The organism is Paenibacillus terreus, from assembly GCF_042138595.1.
In the GTDB taxonomy this organism is placed as follows: domain Bacteria; phylum Bacillota; class Bacilli; order Paenibacillales; family Paenibacillaceae; genus Paenibacillus; species Paenibacillus terreus.
The window spans coordinates 319825-337201 of record NZ_JBHIRX010000001.1 but is presented as its reverse complement, the minus strand read 5'-3'; the positions used below and the strand labels follow the sequence as shown (position 1 = coordinate 337201).

General features: G+C 52.5%; 17 protein-coding genes. All 17 read right to left on the bottom strand.

The annotated features are described in order from the left end of the window. Window positions 1-229 precede the first annotated feature (229 nt). On the bottom strand, window positions 230-1090 hold the full coding sequence (ylqF, locus tag ACE5KN_RS01535; protein ID WP_375528753.1) for a ribosome biogenesis GTPase YlqF: 861 nt from the start codon (window positions 1088-1090) through the stop codon (window positions 230-232). Between the two features lie 41 nt (window positions 1091-1131). Then, window positions 1132-1764: a signal peptidase I gene (lepB, locus tag ACE5KN_RS01530; RefSeq protein WP_375528754.1), complete on the bottom strand. Its 633-nt coding sequence runs from the start codon at window positions 1762-1764 to the stop codon at window positions 1132-1134. Window positions 1765-1939: 175 nt separating this feature from the next. Then, window positions 1940-2284 (bottom strand): 50S ribosomal protein L19, encoded by a 345-nt coding sequence (gene rplS / locus ACE5KN_RS01525; RefSeq protein ID WP_355317365.1) that lies wholly within the window; start codon window positions 2282-2284, stop codon window positions 1940-1942. A 1035-nt stretch (window positions 2285-3319) separates the two neighbouring features. Further along, window positions 3320-4129, bottom strand: a complete 810-nt coding sequence (trmD, locus tag ACE5KN_RS01520) for a tRNA (guanosine(37)-N1)-methyltransferase TrmD (protein ID WP_375528755.1) — start codon at window positions 4127-4129, stop codon at window positions 3320-3322. 1 nt (window position 4130) lies between these two features. Further along, window positions 4131-4646 (bottom strand): ribosome maturation factor RimM, encoded by a 516-nt coding sequence (rimM, locus tag ACE5KN_RS01515; RefSeq protein ID WP_375528756.1) that lies wholly within the window; start codon window positions 4644-4646, stop codon window positions 4131-4133. A gap of 104 nt (window positions 4647-4750) precedes the next feature. Further along, window positions 4751-4981, bottom strand: coding sequence for a KH domain-containing protein (locus ACE5KN_RS01510; protein WP_375528757.1), 231 nt, complete (start codon window positions 4979-4981; stop codon window positions 4751-4753). A gap of 23 nt (window positions 4982-5004) precedes the next feature. Then, window positions 5005-5277, bottom strand: coding sequence for a 30S ribosomal protein S16 (gene rpsP / locus ACE5KN_RS01505; protein WP_355317373.1), 273 nt, complete (start codon window positions 5275-5277; stop codon window positions 5005-5007). 54 nt (window positions 5278-5331) lie between these two features. Further along, complete coding sequence (gene ffh / locus ACE5KN_RS01500) at window positions 5332-6708, bottom strand: signal recognition particle protein (protein WP_375528758.1); 1377 nt, start codon at window positions 6706-6708, stop codon at window positions 5332-5334. A gap of 46 nt (window positions 6709-6754) precedes the next feature. Further along, window positions 6755-7132 carry a putative DNA-binding protein gene (locus ACE5KN_RS01495; protein ID WP_375528759.1) on the bottom strand — a complete coding sequence of 126 codons (378 nt, stop codon included), beginning with the start codon at window positions 7130-7132 and terminating at the stop codon, window positions 6755-6757. Window positions 7133-7509: 377 nt separating this feature from the next. Then, window positions 7510-8160: a PAQR family membrane homeostasis protein TrhA gene (trhA, locus tag ACE5KN_RS01490; protein ID WP_375528760.1), complete on the bottom strand. Its 651-nt coding sequence runs from the start codon at window positions 8158-8160 to the stop codon at window positions 7510-7512. Between the two features lie 238 nt (window positions 8161-8398). Then, window positions 8399-9409, bottom strand: coding sequence for a signal recognition particle-docking protein FtsY (gene ftsY, locus ACE5KN_RS01485; protein ID WP_375528761.1), 1011 nt, complete (start codon window positions 9407-9409; stop codon window positions 8399-8401). Between the two features lie 47 nt (window positions 9410-9456). Beyond that, window positions 9457-13026, bottom strand: coding sequence for a chromosome segregation protein SMC (gene smc, locus ACE5KN_RS01480; protein WP_375528762.1), 3570 nt, complete (start codon window positions 13024-13026; stop codon window positions 9457-9459). 152 nt (window positions 13027-13178) lie between these two features. Continuing rightward, the gene (rnc, locus tag ACE5KN_RS01475; protein WP_375528763.1) at window positions 13179-13877 is read right to left on the bottom strand and encodes a ribonuclease III; all 699 of its coding nucleotides are present in this window, start codon (window positions 13875-13877) and stop codon (window positions 13179-13181) included. Between the two features lie 12 nt (window positions 13878-13889). Further along, window positions 13890-15128 carry a beta-ketoacyl-ACP synthase II gene (gene fabF / locus ACE5KN_RS01470; protein WP_375528764.1) on the bottom strand — a complete coding sequence of 413 codons (1239 nt, stop codon included), beginning with the start codon at window positions 15126-15128 and terminating at the stop codon, window positions 13890-13892. A 200-nt stretch (window positions 15129-15328) separates the two neighbouring features. After that, a complete protein-coding gene (gene acpP, locus ACE5KN_RS01465; protein WP_025334828.1) occupies window positions 15329-15562 on the bottom strand; it encodes an acyl carrier protein in 234 nt (77 codons plus the stop codon). Between the two features lie 91 nt (window positions 15563-15653). Further along, complete coding sequence (fabG, locus tag ACE5KN_RS01460) at window positions 15654-16403, bottom strand: 3-oxoacyl-[acyl-carrier-protein] reductase (RefSeq protein ID WP_375528765.1); 750 nt, start codon at window positions 16401-16403, stop codon at window positions 15654-15656. A gap of 29 nt (window positions 16404-16432) precedes the next feature. Beyond that, on the bottom strand, window positions 16433-17368 hold the full coding sequence (gene fabD, locus ACE5KN_RS01455) for an ACP S-malonyltransferase (protein WP_375528766.1): 936 nt from the start codon (window positions 17366-17368) through the stop codon (window positions 16433-16435). Between the last annotated feature and the right edge of the window lie 9 nt (window positions 17369-17377).

Below are 17377 nucleotides of genomic sequence, written 5' to 3'. Positions count from 1 at the left end.
CTTAAGCTTATCATACCGGCTGCTTCGTCAAAAAGGGGGAGTCCGCATTTCGGCGAAACCAGATTTCTCCACAAAAAAACCTCCCGCATCTCCACCAGAGACACGGAAGGTTCTTCCTTTCCGTTCATAGAAGGGCCTTTGCCCGCTCTTTCAAACTAGAAAAACATCATCGACGCAAGCTCTTGCGATTACAGAATTGTGCATCTCTATTGTAAATTTTCTGTAATCTTCAGTAAGGTGCTTCCAGCGAAAAACGTCCCAGCTTGCCTGCCCTCAGCTCACGCAACAGCACACTGGACGCTTTCTCCAGATCAACCCGTCCGCCGCTGACGATGCAGCCCCGTTTCCGTCCGATCGCTTCCATAACGCCGACAATTTCTTCAGGATTCTCGGTATCCTGGGGTCTTTCCGTCAGCTCAAAGCGTTCCGCCAAAGCATCCCAGTAATAGCTTACCAAGTATTTTACCGCAAAAAAGGCAATGTCTTCAACATTAAGTATTTCCTCTTTGATTGCACCTGTAACCGCAAGCCGGTAACCGACATTCTGATCCTCGAATTTCGGCCACAATATTCCCGGTGTATCAAGCAGCTCAATTTCTCCGATTCTGATCCACTGCTGCGCCTTGGTTACGCCGGGCCGATCACCGGTCGCAGCCACGCTTCGTCCCGCCATACGGTTGATCAGCGTCGATTTGCCTACGTTCGGGATGCCGACGATCAAAGCGCGGATGGGCCGTGGCTTCATGCCCTTCGCAATCTGGCGGTCAATCTTCTCCTTGAGCAGTACCTTGGCCTGAACCGGGATATCCTTAATGCCCGTGCCGGTCTGGGCGTCGACCGGCAGCGCCGTATGCCCCTGCTCTTTAAAATAAGCAATCCACTGCTGCGTTACCGCAGCATCCGCAAGGTCCGCTTTGTTCATAATAATCATCCGCGGTTTGCCCTGCAAAATCTCGTCGATCATGGGATTGCGGCTTGACAGCGGAAGCCTCGCATCGATGAGCTCTATCACCAGATCGATCAGCTTCAGCTTCTCCTGTATCTGGCGCCGGGCTCTGGTCATGTGCCCGGGGAACCACTGTATCGTCACCGTATCACCTCACTCTAAAGAAGCATTTATTTTAGAATGCTCTATTCGTCATGGTTAATCCATTTCATATCGTTGACAGGCCAGAAAATGACATCAGCCCGGCCAATGACCTCTTTCAAATCGATAAAGCCCAGCTTGCGGCTGTCCGTACTGTTTGAACGGTTGTCCCCCATGACAAATATTTTGCCCTCTGGAACTTTCGTTTCCTCGTTCATGCCATTCGGGAAATCCATCAACGAATTGTATTCCTCGCCTTTGGCATGCGCCTCCTGAATAGCGTTTTGAATGTACGGCTCCTCAATTTGCTTGCCGTTTACCTTCACAACATCCCCATCGACAGTGACCGTATCACCCGGGACAGCGATCACGCGTTTAATAAAGTCACGGTTCTCTTCAGGCACATGGAACACGATAACCTCGCCGCGCTCCGGCTGGCGAATCTTGTACAAGATTTCATTTACGATCACCCGCTCGCCGGTATGAAAATTTGGCTGCATGGACGGTCCGTCAACGATAAACGGCTTGAAGAGAAGCCAGCGGATGAGAAATACCAGCACCAAAGCAATGACGATCGCTTTTACCCATTCCCAAACTTCGTTTTTTTCTTTCTTTTTTGCTCCGCCGCCCTGATCAGCAGGCTGCTGTGCAGAGCTCTGCTCCAAATCGTGATCCATCGTTCACTGTCCTCTCTTATGGTCAAGTTTCTACGATCCCTATGTAATTCATGTAGAAACATCCAGTCTCTTCCTCCGGTGAGCACAGATAACCGTATTGCGGTTCTCACGCGGAGCAGCTTCAGTGAAACAACAAAAGGGGCTTGCTGAACAAGCCCCTTCCGCCATTCGTGTATTAACGACGAATTTCTTTAATTCTCGCTGCTTTACCGCGCAGTTCACGAAGATAATAAAGCTTCGCACGACGCACTTTACCACGGCGAGCCACTTCGATTTTATCGATTTTCGGGGAATGAAGCGGGAAAGTTCTTTCCACACCTACACCGTAAGAAACTTTACGAACTGTAAAGGTCTCACTGATTCCACCGCCACGGCGCTTGATTACAACACCTTCGAACAGCTGGATACGCTCACGCGAACCCTCGATAACCTTAACGTGCACTTTCAAAGTGTCACCGGGACGAAAGCTTGGCAGATCGCTGCGCAGCTGCTCTTGAGTAATCGCTTGGACGATATTCATCTAGGACTCCCTCCTTCCGCTACAGGTGTTCATGCCTCTTCCGGAAGCTCGTCTGCTTCCTTCATCATCAACAGAGGACCACCGTATTACACACAACGAAAGAATTATAACATGGATTAGTTGGTTTGCGCAACAAAAATTAAGGGACTTGACCATTTAAATATTGAATTATATCTAATTATAAGAAAAACATCTATCGATGTAAATTCACAGCAGACAGACCGCGTTTAGCGGAAGTTTTTCTTGCGATTCCAGGAATCCTACACCAAGAAGCTTATACTTTCTGCAATCTAAAGAAAAACATCTATCGATGTAAATTCACTGAAGAAGTTTGTATTTTCTGCAATCTTAAGAACTCAACTTTTCCAAAGCACATATCCAATTAAACCTTTGCAGCTGCTGGGTTCTGAGGAATTCGGATTCCCTCCTTGCCAGTTTGCCGATTTCATGCTGCGAGAGTGAAGTGAACTCATTTTATGGACTCCACCTAATCGTCCGTGCCTGGCAGTCAAGCTTCCCGTCAATCGTAGCAAGACATGTGAACTCGCTGCCGGGAGCTTTGCACCATTATCCCATTGGATCAGGTAAAGAAAAACAGGAAACCGGGAACCGAAAATATATGCTCTAAGGCGGGTAAAACAAAATAACGGATCAAGTGAGGCGCGAAAATGCCTGTTGTTACGCTATTCAAGACTACCAAATGGGTCTATTATTTTTGAGATCGTGCCTTATGGAGAAACAGATCGGTTCGAGATCATGAGGCGATCTCAGGAAATAGCAGAGCGTTTAGGTGATGTGAAACTGCCCGAGAGTCTGAGTCAAAGGGATAATCATGCAAGGCTGTATGGAGAGACAACAGTGGATCCCTGTTTTGTCCAGTTACGTCAAGGCCTGTTTGCTGATTTCATGCTGCGGAAGTTGAGTTAAGAAAAACGTCCACCGATGTAAATTCTCAGAAGACAGCAGGGCAGACAAGCCCAAAAAGACCGCCCCAACCCCGATAAGCTCGGAGGGAAGCCGTCTTCAGTCTTGCATCTATATCCTCCTGGAAGCGGTCTGATCGCGCAGGGATTGAAGCCATTCCTTTTCCTTGGCGGTCAATTCAGCATGCTCCAGCAGATCGGGGCGCCTTTCCAGCGTACGCCGCAGCGATTCGCGGCGCCGCCACTCCTCAATATTCGCATGATGGCCGGAAAGCAGAATATCTGGAACCTTCCACCCGCGAAAATCAAGCGGTCTCGTGTAATGCGGGTGCTCAAGCAAACCCGTGCTGAACGAGTCAGCCACCGCGCTCGTTTCATTGCCAAGCACGCCGGGCAGAAGCCGTACGACGCTGTCTATAACGGTCATAGCCGGCAGTTCTCCGCCGGTCAGGACATAATCCCCAATGGACAGCTCATCGGTCACCAAATGCTCGCGAATCCGCTCATCATAGCCTTCGTAATGACCGCATATAAAAATCAGATGCTTCTCACGTGCGAGTTCCTCCGCTTTTTTCTGGGTATGAGTCTCCCCCTGCGGGCACATCAAAATAACCCGTGGCGGTTTAGCCGTCTTTTCTGGCTGTTCATCCATGCTCTGACCAGGCTCGCTGCCAACCGCTTCCTTGACTTGTCCCCCTAACAGGTCCTCCACGGCGGCAAAAATGGGATCAGGCTTGAGCACCATGCCCCCTCCCCCGCCGTAAGGAGTATCATCAACCGTGTTATGCTTGTTGCCCGCATAAGGCCGGAAGTTGACCGCTCTGAGCGAGACAATGCCCTTTTCCTGGGCTTTGCCTAGAATGCTGGTGCCGAAGACACCATCGAACATTTCCGGAAAAAGCGTCAATACATCGATTTTCATATTAAAGAAGTCCTTCCATAAGGCGAACTGTCACTTTTTTATTCTGCACATCCACGGACAGCACGACATCATCGATGTACGGTAGCAGCAGCTCCTTGCCCTTCGGCATTTTTACGACCCAGACGTCATTGGCGCCTGGACTCAGTATTTCCTTAATCTCGCCAAGCTCCTCCCCGTCCTCCGTAACAACGGCACAGCCGACGATTTCATGATAGTAGTACTCGTCTTGCTCGAGCTCACCCAGCCGCTCTTCGGAAATCTTCAGCATGCTGCCCTTATATTTTTCCACATCGTTAATATTGCCATATTCCTTGAATTTAGCGATAACGACGTTCTTTTGAAAGCGCGCTTGCTCCACCGTAACGGGCAGCGGAGCCCCGCCTTTTTCCGGGATGATCAGGAGCTCGCTGCCTTTCGCAAACCGGTCCTCGGGAAAATCCGTGGACGGCAGTATTTTCAACTCTCCGCGAATGCCGTGCGTGTTGACGATCTTGCCGACATTATACAGTTTGTGCATATTGCTCCTCCTACATTTGGTACGTTTCATGAGAGCCGGATACAATGTATCAGCATGTACGAAAAAGGGCTAGGACATTCATCCTAACCCCCTTTCGTATATTTTTAAGATATGATATCTACGGTTACCCGTTTATCCATCTTAACAGCTGCCGATGTAACCACAATGCGAAGCGCTTTGGCAATGCGTCCCTGTTTGCCGATCACCTTGCCCACATCATCAGGATGTACGCTAAGCTCATATACGACAAGCCGGTCCTTCTCCACAGTCTTCACGGTCACATCTTCCGGATGATCGACTAAAGCCTTAGCAATATGAATTACTAATTCTTCCATGGTTGACCCTCCGAATCAGCAGCTTATTTCTGCAATTTAGACTCATGAAACTTCTTCAATACGCCAGCCTTGCTGAGCAGGTTGCGGACGGTATCGGATGCTTGCGCACCGTTTTGAAGCCATTTCAGCGCTTTATCTTCATCGATTTTCACCACTGCAGGAACTTCAACAGGGTTGTAGTAACCGATTTCTTCGATAAAACGGCCGTCACGAGGGGAACGGGAATCAGAAACCACCACGCGATAGAAAGGCGCTTTATGCGCACCCATACGTTTCAGACGAATACGAACTGCCACGAAATTCACCTCCTTCAAGAAATAGACTGAATATTCAAACATGAGGCCGAAGCCTTATCTGAAAGGAAAACGCAAACCTTTGCCCATGCCTTTAAGCTGCTTGAGCGCTTTGTTCTTGCCGCCCTTCGGCCCCATCATATCCGAAAACTGCTTCATCATGCGCCGCATCTCGTCAAACTGCTTGATGAGGCGGTTCACCTCTGCAATCGAGGTTCCGCTGCCTGCGGAAATCCGCTTGCGGCGGCTATGATTGATCAGCTCGGGATGCTGCTTCTCTTCTTTCGTCATCGAGTGTACGATGGCCTCAATCCGGCCCATCTGCTTGTCATCCACTTTGATGTCCTTCATTTGCTTCATATTACCCATACCCGGAATCATATCGAGAATCTGGTCAAGCGGCCCCAGCTTCTTCACCTGTTCCATCTGCTCGAGGAAATCCTCGAACGTGAACTCGGCATTGCGCATCTTGCGCTCCATCTCTTTCGCCTTTTCGGCATCGATGTTCGACTGTGCCTTCTCAATCAGGGACAGCATGTCGCCCATGCCCAGAATCCGCGAAGCCATTCGTTCCGGATGGAACGGCTCCAGCGCGTCCAGCTTCTCGCCGAGTGAAGCGAATTTGATCGGACAGCCGGTAACAGCTTTAACCGACAGCGCAGCACCGCCGCGTGTATCCCCGTCCAGCTTGGTCAGGACCACACCAGTCAGCTGAAGCTGGTTGTTGAAATGCTCGGCCACGTTCACGGCGTCCTGGCCTGTCATGGCGTCCACGACAAGCAGCACTTCATCCGGATTGACCGCCTCATGAATCTGACGCAGCTCTTCCATCAGCTCTTCGTCCACATGCAGACGGCCGGCCGTGTCGACGATCACATAATCGTTACCGTTTTCCTTGGCATGTTGCAGGCCCTGCCGTGCGATCTCAACGGGACTCGTCTGATCTCCCAGCGAGAATACAGGGGCTTTAATTTGCTCCCCCAAAATCTGCAGCTGCTTGATGGCAGCCGGACGGTAAATGTCACCCGCTACCAGCAATGGACGGTGGTTTTGTTTCTGCAGCAGCTTGGCCAGCTTGCCGGTAGTTGTCGTCTTACCCGCACCCTGCAGACCGACCATCATAATGACGGTAGGAGGCTTGTTGGCCTTGGCGAGCTTCGCCTGACTCCCGCCCATCAGCTCCGTCAGTTCCTTGTTGACGATGTCGATGATGACCATGCCGGGAGTGAAGCTGTCCATCACTTCCTTGCCGACGGATTTCTCCTTCACCTTGGCAATAAAATCTTTAACAACCTTAAAGTTAACGTCCGCTTCCAGCAGCGCAAGACGAACCTCGCGCATCGCCTGGGACACATCCTCCTCGGATACCTTCCCTTTGCCTCTGAGCTTGCTGAATACGCTCTGCAGCCTTGAGGACAATCCTTCAAACGCCATGCAGTCACACCTCCCTGTACCTATGTTGTGACTCTATTGTATCAAATCAGGACCGCTGCATGCTCTGCAGCCGGTCGACAATATCCTTAATCTGTTGAAGCACATCCGGATCCGGACGCTCCTGCCCGTTCATTAAAAACGCAATCTTCCCGGACAGCTGCTCCAGCTCGCGGTCGCGCCGTTCATGCTTGTCAAGCAGACCGAGCTTGTCTTCATACATTTCAAGCATCTGCTCAGCCCGTTTAATATGCTCGTATACCGCCTGGCGGCTAATTTCAAATTCCGAGGCGATTTCCCCAAGTGAAAAATCGTCATGGAAATAATATTTGAGAAATGTCTGCTGCTTTTCAGTGAGCAATGGTTCATAAAAATCAAACAGCAGGTTGATGCGGTTGGTCTTCTCGAGCCGGTTCTCCTGACTCATTCATTACAACCCCCATCGTCAAGGAAAAACACTTTACAGTTCTTTTCAACGCTCCTTATCATACCTAAAAGGAAAACGTATGTCAAGCATTAAACCTTGTCACATTTTAAGAGGTAGTTCAAAAAGTCATCTTTTGATCACGAAGCAAATCAGGAAGCGGACTCGACATCGAATCTTGAATTCAGCCGGGACTAAGCGGATGCTTACGATGCATGTTTCCTCCGGAAACATTTCAGGTGCTCACGTACCTTAAGTACGCTCCGCTCCTCAGTCCCTATCTTCATCCAACTCAAGCGTTTTGAAAAAACGCACTTCGGAAGCATACGCTTCGGTGCTGAAAAGCTGACTTTTTGAACACACACTTGAAGCAGCTTTTTTCAAATTTTCAGCGGTGTCAAATACAGCAGGACGGCAAAGAAATGCAATATGCTGCCCCCCAGAACGAACACATGCCAAACCGCATGATGGTAGGGAAACGCCTTCCACACATAAAACACGGTGCCCAGCGTATAAAGCACTCCGCCCGCGACAAGCAGCACGATACCGGTATGCGGAAGAACAGCTGTCAGCGGATTCCAGGCAATGACGATGAGCCAGCCCATGGCGAGATAGAAGATCGTCGACATGAACAGAAATTTTTTGGTGAAGAAAGCTTTAAATACCACACCGAGCACTGCAATCCCCCAAATGACGCCGAACAGGCTCCAGCCAAGCGTACCGCGGATTGCTGTTAACAAGAACGGGGTATAGGTACCGGCAATAAAGAGATAGATGCACGAGTGGTCAAGAAATTCAAACAGATCCTTGGCTTTACCCTCTTTGAGGGCATGCAAAAGCGTAGAATTCGTATACAGGAGAAGCATGGTGACCCCGTACACCGTAAAACTGACGACATGCCATGCCGTTCCTTCCGTGGCGGATACAACGATGAGCAGAACCAATGCGGCAATGCTCAGCAGCACGCCAATTCCATGGGTGATGGCATTGGCCACTTCTTCCCTCCGGCTGTACGTGTAGGTATTAGCCATAACATTCCTCCTGTGTTTTCGCAAAATTATAAAGTCTTGCCGTCAGCTCTTCCCGTGCAGACTTTGTATATTAGCCTATGCTCATTATACTATGCCTGCAGCTTAAACACATAATTTGATGTCGAAAAGGCCTGTGTACAAAAAAGAACAGGACCCGGTCCTGTCGTTGTTGCGCACAGTACCTGAAAAGTCCTGTTCGTGATTACCCCCAGATTTAGCTGGCTGTAATTACTTTTCGTTATTCGGCCCGTTCCGCTCCACCCTCTTCGACCGTGGCTTCCTGTATCAAACCCGCAAAGAGCGCGTGCACAAACTGATCGGAATCAAACGGCTGCAGGTCGTCGATTTTCTCGCCGAGACCCACAAATTTGACCGGCAGGTTCATTTCCTGACGGATGGCAATGACAATACCGCCTTTGGCCGTACCGTCCAGCTTTGTCAATACAAGGCCTGTAACGCCGCTCTTTTCTCCGAACAGCTTCGCCTGGTTGAGCGCATTCTGGCCTGTTGTAGCGTCCAGCACGAGCAGCACCTCATGCGGAGCGTCAGGAATTTCACGCTGAATGACGCGGAAAATCTTGTTCAGCTCCTCCATCAGGTTCGTCTTGTTCTGCAGACGTCCGGCCGTATCGCACAGCAGCACATCCACCTTGCGCTGCTTGGCCGCCTGCACCGCATCATACATCACGGCAGCCGGATCGGAGCCGGACTGCTGCTTGATCACCTCAACCCCTGCGCGCTGCCCCCAGACTTCGAGCTGCTCGATGGCGCCGGCACGGAATGTGTCTCCTGCGGCAAGCAGCACCTTCTTGCCCTCCTGCTTAAAACGGTGAGCCATTTTGCCGATCGTAGTCGTCTTGCCAACTCCGTTGACACCGACAAACAGGATCACGGTAATACCGTCCGGATTTGTTTTCAGACCGGAGTTCTCCTCCCCGCGCAGCAGCTCCGACAGCTTCTCCGACAAAACCGGCTGCAGCTCGGCGGCGTTTTCGATTTTGCGCTTCCGCACCTCGTCACGCAGCTCATCAATCAAATTCATGACCGTATTCACACCGACATCGGCGCCAATCAGAATTTCTTCCAGCTCCTCGTAAAATTCCTCGTCGATCTTCTTGCGCCGGATCATCAGATCTGACACCTTTTCCACAAAGCCTTTACGCGTTTTTTCCAGCCCATCTTTGAACTGCTTTGTCACCGATTCGGTTTTGCTCGCAATGCTCTCTCGCAGCTTTCTGAAAAAACTCAAGTCCGTTCCCTCCTATAGTAAGCCTGATTCAAAATAAATTACGGATTTCAGGCAATTTCCGCTTCATCATCCTCCAGCTTAACGGACACCAGCTTGGACACGCCGCCCTCTTCCATCGTTACCCCGTACAGCACGTCCGATTCTTCCATCGTGCCTTTCCGGTGGGTAACCACGATGAACTGCGTCTGCTCGGAGAATTCACGCAAATACTGTGCGAACCTTACCACATTCGCTTCGTCAAGCGCCGCTTCCACCTCATCCAGTACGCAGAAAGGCACCGGCTTGATATGCAGAATGGCAAACAGCAGCGCCATCGCCGTCAGCGCCCGTTCCCCCCCGGAGAGAAGCTGCAGATTTTGCAGCTTCTTGCCCGGAGGCTGGGCGACGATGTCGATCCCGGTCTCCAGCAGCTTGTCCGGCTCCAGCAGCACCAGATCCGCCCGTCCCCCGCCAAACAGCTTGGAGAATACGGTTCCGAAGCGGGAACGAATCGCGTCAAAGGTCGTTTTGAAGCGCTTGGACATCTCGTCATCCATTTCTTTGATGACCTCATACAGGGTCGTCTTGGCCTCCACCAGATCGGCCTTCTGCTCGTTCAGAAAGGTGAACCTTTCGTTCACCCGCTGATATTCCTCGATGGCGCCAAGGTTGACCTCGCCCAGCGCGGAAATGCTCCGTTTGAGCTTCTGTACCTCCGCCTGTGTGCCTTCCACGTCTTCAGGCACCGGATAGCGCTGCTTCGCCAGTTCGTAGCTCATCTCATAGTCATCCGCAAGCTTGCGCAAAATATTTTCCAGCTCCACGTCCAGCCGGTTTACACCGATCTCCGTCTGTCTGAGCTGCTCTTCCACCGACTTGAGCTGTACGCGCTGCTCCCTCGTTTCGTTTTCTTCCAGCTCCAGCTTTTTGGAAAGCTGGGCGCGGGCGGCCCGTTTGAATTCCAGCTTTGCCGCCGTTTCATCCTTCAGAATGCGGTAGCGATTCAAATCCTCCGTCTGTTTCACGCTCTCCTCCTGATTGATGCGGAGGTCAGCTTCGACGGAGGCGAGCAGGGAACGGTTCTGCTTCGCATCCTTGTATAGAGAATTGTAGTCCCCTTGCAGACGTTTAACCTGCTCTTCCAGCGAGAAGCGTTCCTGCTCAAGCTTGCCTTCCTTAACCCGTAAGTCGGTCAACTGGCTTTGCAGCTCTTCCTTCGCCGACTCGTTTGCTTTCCGGGCGAATTCAGCCGCCTGAATGGCCTGATGTGTCTTCTTCTCTTCCTCTTCGAGCTCCGCCAGCTTGCGCACAGCCTCCGCACGTGCCGTCTCCAGCTCCTTGAGCTCCTGGTCGAATCCTTTTTTCTCCTGGCCAGAAGCCGCAACCTGCTCCAGCACATGCCGCAGCTCATGCTCAATCTGCTTCAGCTCCGAGGCGGCCTGCTGCTCCTCGCCTCGCTTGATGTCGCCGCCCTGCCGCAGCTCGTCCAGCCGGAGCTGGGCCTCTTCAAGCTGCTTTTTGATATCCAGCACGCCACGACGAAGCTTCTCCACCTGCTGTTCAGCATCGGCAATTTCCTGATCCAGCTGGTCCAGCTGCCGCTTGCGCCCAAGCAGGTTGGCATTTTTCTTGAACTGGCTGCCCCCGGTCATGGAACCGCCGGCGTTGACGACATCGCCGTCCAGGGTGACCACTCGGTAGCGGTACTGGCAGCGGGCCGCAATCCGGTTTGCATCCTCAAGTGTCCGGGCAATGACGACATTGCCAAGCAGACTGCCGATGATCCCCGCATAACGCTCGTCGTATTGGATCAGATCCGCGCCGATGCCAACAAAACCTTCCGCTCCTTCGATAATCTGGCGCTCTCCGGGGCCAATCTGGCGCGGGCGGATGACGTCCATCGGCAGAAATGTCGCTCTGCCCAGCTGACGCTGCTTCAGGAAGCCGATCGCCTGTCTGGATACGGCTTCGTTCTCCATGACGATGTGTTGAACGGAAGCGCCAAGTGCCGTCTCCATCGCCTGCTCCAGCTTCTCCGGCACGCGGATCAGCTCGGCCACCGCTCCATGCACACCCTGCAGCTGTCCTTTGCGGGACGCCTTCAGAACTTCCTTAACGCCAAGTATAAAGCCGTCAAAGTCCTCCTGCATTTCCTTCATCGTATCCCGGCGGGAGACGAGTGCCTCACGCTTCTGCTCCCATTTGCGCGCGGCAGACAGGCTTTCCTCCTGCAGCTTCTGCAGCGACTGATAGCGCTCGCTTTCCGTGATGTATCCCGTACGCAGCCCGCTGATTTCCTTTGCGATCCTGGCCGTATCCGCTTCGACTTCCTGCTTGCGTTTCTCCAGCTCCGCTTTGCGGATCTCCCATTTCCCGGACTCGTCGCTGACCCGGTTCATCCGCCGCTCAATGGACTCCTTCTGCTGATCGGCATACCGGATCTCGTTGCGCGCCTGGGCCATCTGGTTCATCAGCTCCAGCAGGCTGCCCTTAAGACTTTCCTCCTGCTCCTGGCTGATCCCGCCGGTCACGCCTTCCAGTTTCGCCTGCTCGGCAGATAAAAGCGACCGCAGCTGTTCCAACTCGTCGGTAACCCGGTCCAGCTTGTCCTCCAGCGCTTCCAGCTCCGTATTACGTTCTCCGCTGCGGGCTTCATTCGCGGCCAGGGCCTGCTGCAGCTGCTCGCGGTTGGCCTCAAGATTGCGCAAACGCTCTTTCAGCAGCTGGCCATAGCCTTCGCTTTTTTCCGTCGCCTCGATGTACTGAAGCAGCTCGCTTTGCAGCTGTTCTATTTCCTCCTCCAGCCGGCGCAGCTCATTGCGGTCATTTTCGAGCTTGGCATCATGCCGGGATACGACGGTAGAGAGCTGAAGCTGCTCTTCCTGCAGGGTTTTCAGCTTTTCACTCGCCGTGCTCCAGGAAGAGTGAATGTTTTCGATCTGATGCACATACATCGAAATTTCCTTCGATTTCAACTCGCCGCGCAGCTCTTTATAATGGATCGCCTTCTCGGACTGCTCCTTCAAAGGCCCGATCTGGTCCTCAAGCTCGGTCAGCAGATCATGGATGCGCAGCAGATTTTGCTCGGTATCGTCCAGTTTGCGCACGGCTTCCCGCTTGCGGGATTTATACTTTACAATTCCGGATGCTTCCTCGAATATGCCTCTCCGGTCTTCGGAGCGGGTACTCAATATTTCCTCGATGCGCCCCTGACCGATAATGGAGTAAGCCTCCTTGCCGATCCCGGTATCCATGAACAGCTCCGTAATATCTTTCAGCCTGCATGCCTGCCGGTTTATAAAATATTCGCTCTCGCCGCTGCGGTGCACCCTGCGGGTTACCGTTACTTCGCCGAAATCGAGCGGCAGGGCTTGATCCTCGTTATCCAGCGTTAATGACACTTCCCCGTAATTGACGGCTTTACGTGCGTCACTGCCCGCAAAAATAACATCTTCCATTTTGCCGCCGCGAAGCGATTTGGCACTCTGTTCGCCAAGCACCCAGCGGATGCCGTCGGAAATATTGCTTTTTCCGCTGCCATTCGGCCCGACCACAGCGGTGATGCCGCGCACAAACTCCATCTCCGTCTTATCTGCGAACGACTTAAAACCCGCCAGCTCAATGCGCTTTAAAAACATGTATGCCTCACCTCTAAATACTGAATATCTTCACCCTGTCAGCCCTTGAACGAAAAAAGAGCAAAAAGCAGTCCGGTCCAAGCGTTCGGCCGGGACGAGCCCGCGGGCTGCTCTTTGCTCTTGCTTTGTCCTTGGCGGTTTATGCTGCAGCATCAGGATTCCGAAAGCTTAAGCTTGCTCAAAGCGACGGCCGCCGCCTGCTGCTCGGCCTCTTTCTTGGAACGTCCCGTACCGGTTCCAAGCCGTTCGCTTCCCATATGCACCTCGGCTACAAATTCCCGCTCATGCGCGGGACCGCGTTCTTCGACAATACGATATTCCAACATGCCCATATTATGATGCTGAGTAAGTTCCTGGAGCTCTGTTTTATAATCACTGATCTGAAGCTTGCCCTGCACCGCGATCTGCGGGAAAATGTGACGCTCCAGAAACGACCGGACGGCCTCCAGACCCTGGTCCAAATACAGCGCCCCTATAAAAGATTCGAACACATCGGCAAGGAGGGCCGGGCGGCTTCTTCCGCCCGTCAGCTCCTCGCCTTTGCCGAGCAGCACATACCGGCCGAAATCCAGACCGACCGCAAATTTCACCAGCGACGGTTCACAGACGATGGCCGCGCGCAGCTTGGTCAGCTCTCCTTCAGGCCTGTTCGGGTACTGATTGTAGAGCTGCTCCGAAACGGTCAGCTCCAGGACCGCATCGCCCAGAAACTCCAGACGTTCGTTATCCTGGTGCTGGCTGAAACGGTGTTCGTTCACATAGGAAGCGTGAGTAAAGGCCTGTTTTAACAGCTGCCGGTTGTTGAATTGAATATGAAGTTTCTGCTGTAACTGCTTCAAATCTCCACTCAACGAACTGACCCCTTACGCTTCGTATTTTTTTAAGATTACCGTAGCATTGTGACCGCCGAACCCAAAGGAATTCGACATAACGACATCCAGTTCCGCCTGACGGGGCTCGTTAGGCACGTAATCGAGATCGCACTCCGGATCCTGGTTCTCCAGGTTAATGGTTGGAGGGATAGTCTGGTTCTTCAGTGCAAGGCCGCAGATGACCGCTTCCACGCCGCCGGCTGCTCCGAGCAGATGGCCCGTCATGGACTTGGTGGAGCTGACGGCCACCTTGTAGGCATCCTCGCCCAGGGCCTTCTTGATCGCTTCCGTCTCGGACTTGTCCCCGGCCGGAGTGGATGTGCCATGGGCATTGATATAGTCCACGTCCGCCGTGGAAATGCCCGCATCGCGGATCGCCATTTTCATGCAGCGTGCAGCTCCGTCCGGATCAGGATCCGTCATATGGTGGGCATCGCCGGAAAGTCCATAGCCGATCACTTCGGCATAGATGTGAGCACCGCGTTTTTGCGCATGCTCCAGGGATTCGAGAATAAGCACACCGGCACCCTCTCCCATAACAAACCCGTCACGCCCGGTATCAAATGGGCGGCTCGCCTTCTCAGGCTCGTCGTTGCGGGTCGACATCGCCCGCATGGAGCAGAAGCCGGCCATGCCCGTCGGACGGATCGTCGCCTCGGCTCCGCCGCAAACCATGACATCGGCATCCCCACGCTGAATCATTCTGAATGAATCTCCGATCGCATGACTTCCTGTCGCGCAAGCCGTAACTGGTGTTGTATTCGGTCCTTTTGCGCCCAGAGTAATGGACAGCTGGCCCGATCCCATGTTGGCGATCATCATCGGGATAAAGAACGGGCTGACCCGTTTAGGGCCCTTTTCCAGCAGGGTATTGTGCTGATCCTCCCAGGTGCCCAGTCCACCGATGCCGGAACCGATCGATACACCGACACGCTCGGCTTCGGCGTTGGTTCCGATTTCAATTCCGCTGTCTTTCATAGCCATCTTGCCTGCTGCCACCGCAAACTGAACAAAACGATCCATTTTGCGTGCATCCTTGCGGTCCATATAGTCCTCCGGATTGAAGTCCTTGATGGAAGCCGCGATTTTCGTAGGGTATTCACTGACATCAAACGAGTCTACGGTGCTGACTCCGGATTTTCCCGCCATAAGGTTGTCCCACAGCGTATTCAAATCCTGTCCGAGTGCGGTGACTACGCCCATTCCTGTTATAACAACACGTTGTTTCAACGATATTCACCTCAATAGTTTAGCTGCAATGTAAGTGTCACAATCTCTTGGCCTGCATGTATATAGAATCAACTAAAGTCAGTAATTCATCATTACCGTAAAATTCGAGCTTTAGTTCAGTCTGTATGGCTGTGCCATCCATGGCAAAATCCTAAATTAGGAGAAAGTCCCGCCTGAATCAGAACGGGACTTGTGTTGACTTAGGTATGAGATTGTATGTAGTTTACAACTTCACCTACAGTTGTAATTTTCTCTGCATCTTCATCAGAGATTTCCATATCAAACTCATCTTCCAATTCCATAACCAATTCAACTACATCGAGAGAATCAGCGCCCAAATCATCTTTGAAAGATGCTTCGAGGGTAACTTCTGCTTCGTCGGCTCCCAAACGGTCAACGACAATGCGCTTTACACGCTCCAATACGTCGGACATCCGGCTCACCTCCTCTTTGGTATTATACGAAAAACACAATAAAAATGCCATAGAAGAGACATTTCCCTCTTCTAAACGGACATGCGTCCGGCTACATATACATGCCGCCGTCCACATGCAGAGTCTGGCCTGTCATGTATGAGGAAGCGTCGGACGCCAAGAACAGCACGACTTCGGCTACTTCCTCAGGCCGTCCAAGACGGGCCAGCGGAATATCTCCAAGAAGCTTTTCACGCAGCTCATCCGGCAAAACCTGCGTCATATCTGTATCAATGAAGCCCGGAGCTACGCAATTGACCGTAATCTGTCTGGAGGCCAGCTCCCTTGCCGCGGATTTGGTCAGACCGATCACCCCGGCCTTAGCTGCAACGTAATTGGCCTGCCCCGGATTGCCAAGCACGCCAACGACGGATGAGATATTGATAATGCGCCCGGAGCGCTGCTTCATCATCGGCCGCGTGGCGGCTTTAAGACAGTTATACACACCTTTGAGATTCGTTTCGATCACCTGATCGAATTCCTCTTCTTTCATGCGCATGATTAAATTATCTCTTGTTATTCCGGCATTATTCACCAGAATATCAATACGGCCCCACGTGTCGGTCACCTGTTTGACCATCTGCTCGGCTTCATCAGCTTTGCCTACATTGGCACGCACCGTAATGGCTTCCACACCCTTGGCCCGAATCAGGTCAGCCGTATCGGCTGCCGCCTGCTCGCTGCCGGCGTAATTGACAGCCACATTTGCTCCAGCTTCCGCCAGGGCAAGGGCAATGCTGCGCCCGATCCCGCGGGACGCCCCCGTCACCAGCGCCGTTTTGCCGCTTAAAGGCTTGGACATGATTTACCCTCCTTCAATTCTCTCACCGTTCAGGAAAGCGCCTTAATTGCACTCTCTAACGATTCCATATCACTTACGTTGATCAGTGTCAACGTTTTATCTATTTTTTTGATCAGGCCAGTCAGCACTTTGCCGGGACCAAATTCCACAAAAGTATCCACTCCCTGGCCAAGGAGCCAAGCCACGCTGTCTTCCCACAGCACTGGGGAGTATACCTGCTCAACCAGCAAGGTACGGATTTCCGCGCCGTCCTGTACCGGAGAGGCTGTAACATTCGCAACCACGGGAACGGAAGCTCTTGCAAAATCCACTTTTCCGAGCTTGGCTGACAGCTTGTCCGCCGCTCCCTTCATTAAGGATGAGTGGAAAGGCCCGCTGACTTCAAGAGTAATGGCGCGCTTCCCGCCTGCCTCCTGCACCCTTTCAGCCACCTGTGCCACGCCTTCCTTCGTTCCGGATACGACAATTTGCCCGGGGCAATTGACATTTGCAAGCTCAACCGTCTGTCCGCCAGCCGTAATATCGCTGCAGAGAGAGGAAAGCAGACTGCGGTCAGCTCCAAGCACAGCCGCCATCGCGCCTTGCCCGCCTGGGACAGCCTCTTCCATGAACAGGCCGCGGGAACGAACCAATTCGACCGCATCCGCGAAGGAGAGCACCTCTGCCGCAACAAGGGCGCTGTATTCCCCGAGACTGTGCCCTGCAACGAAGTCAGGCTTGATGCCGCTGGCTTTAAAAACTCCATATAAGGCCGTGCTGGCCGTGAGCAGCGCCGGCTGCGTATTGGAGGTCTGCTTCAGTTCCGTATCAGGACCTTCAAATACAAGCTTGCTCAGCGAAAAATCCAAACGCTCGTCCGCCTGGCGGAATACCTCCCTGGCTGCCTCGGACGCTTCATATACGTCTTTTGCCATGCCTACACTTTGGGATCCCTGTCCCGGAAATACGAATGCCGTTTTGCCCATTCGTATTCA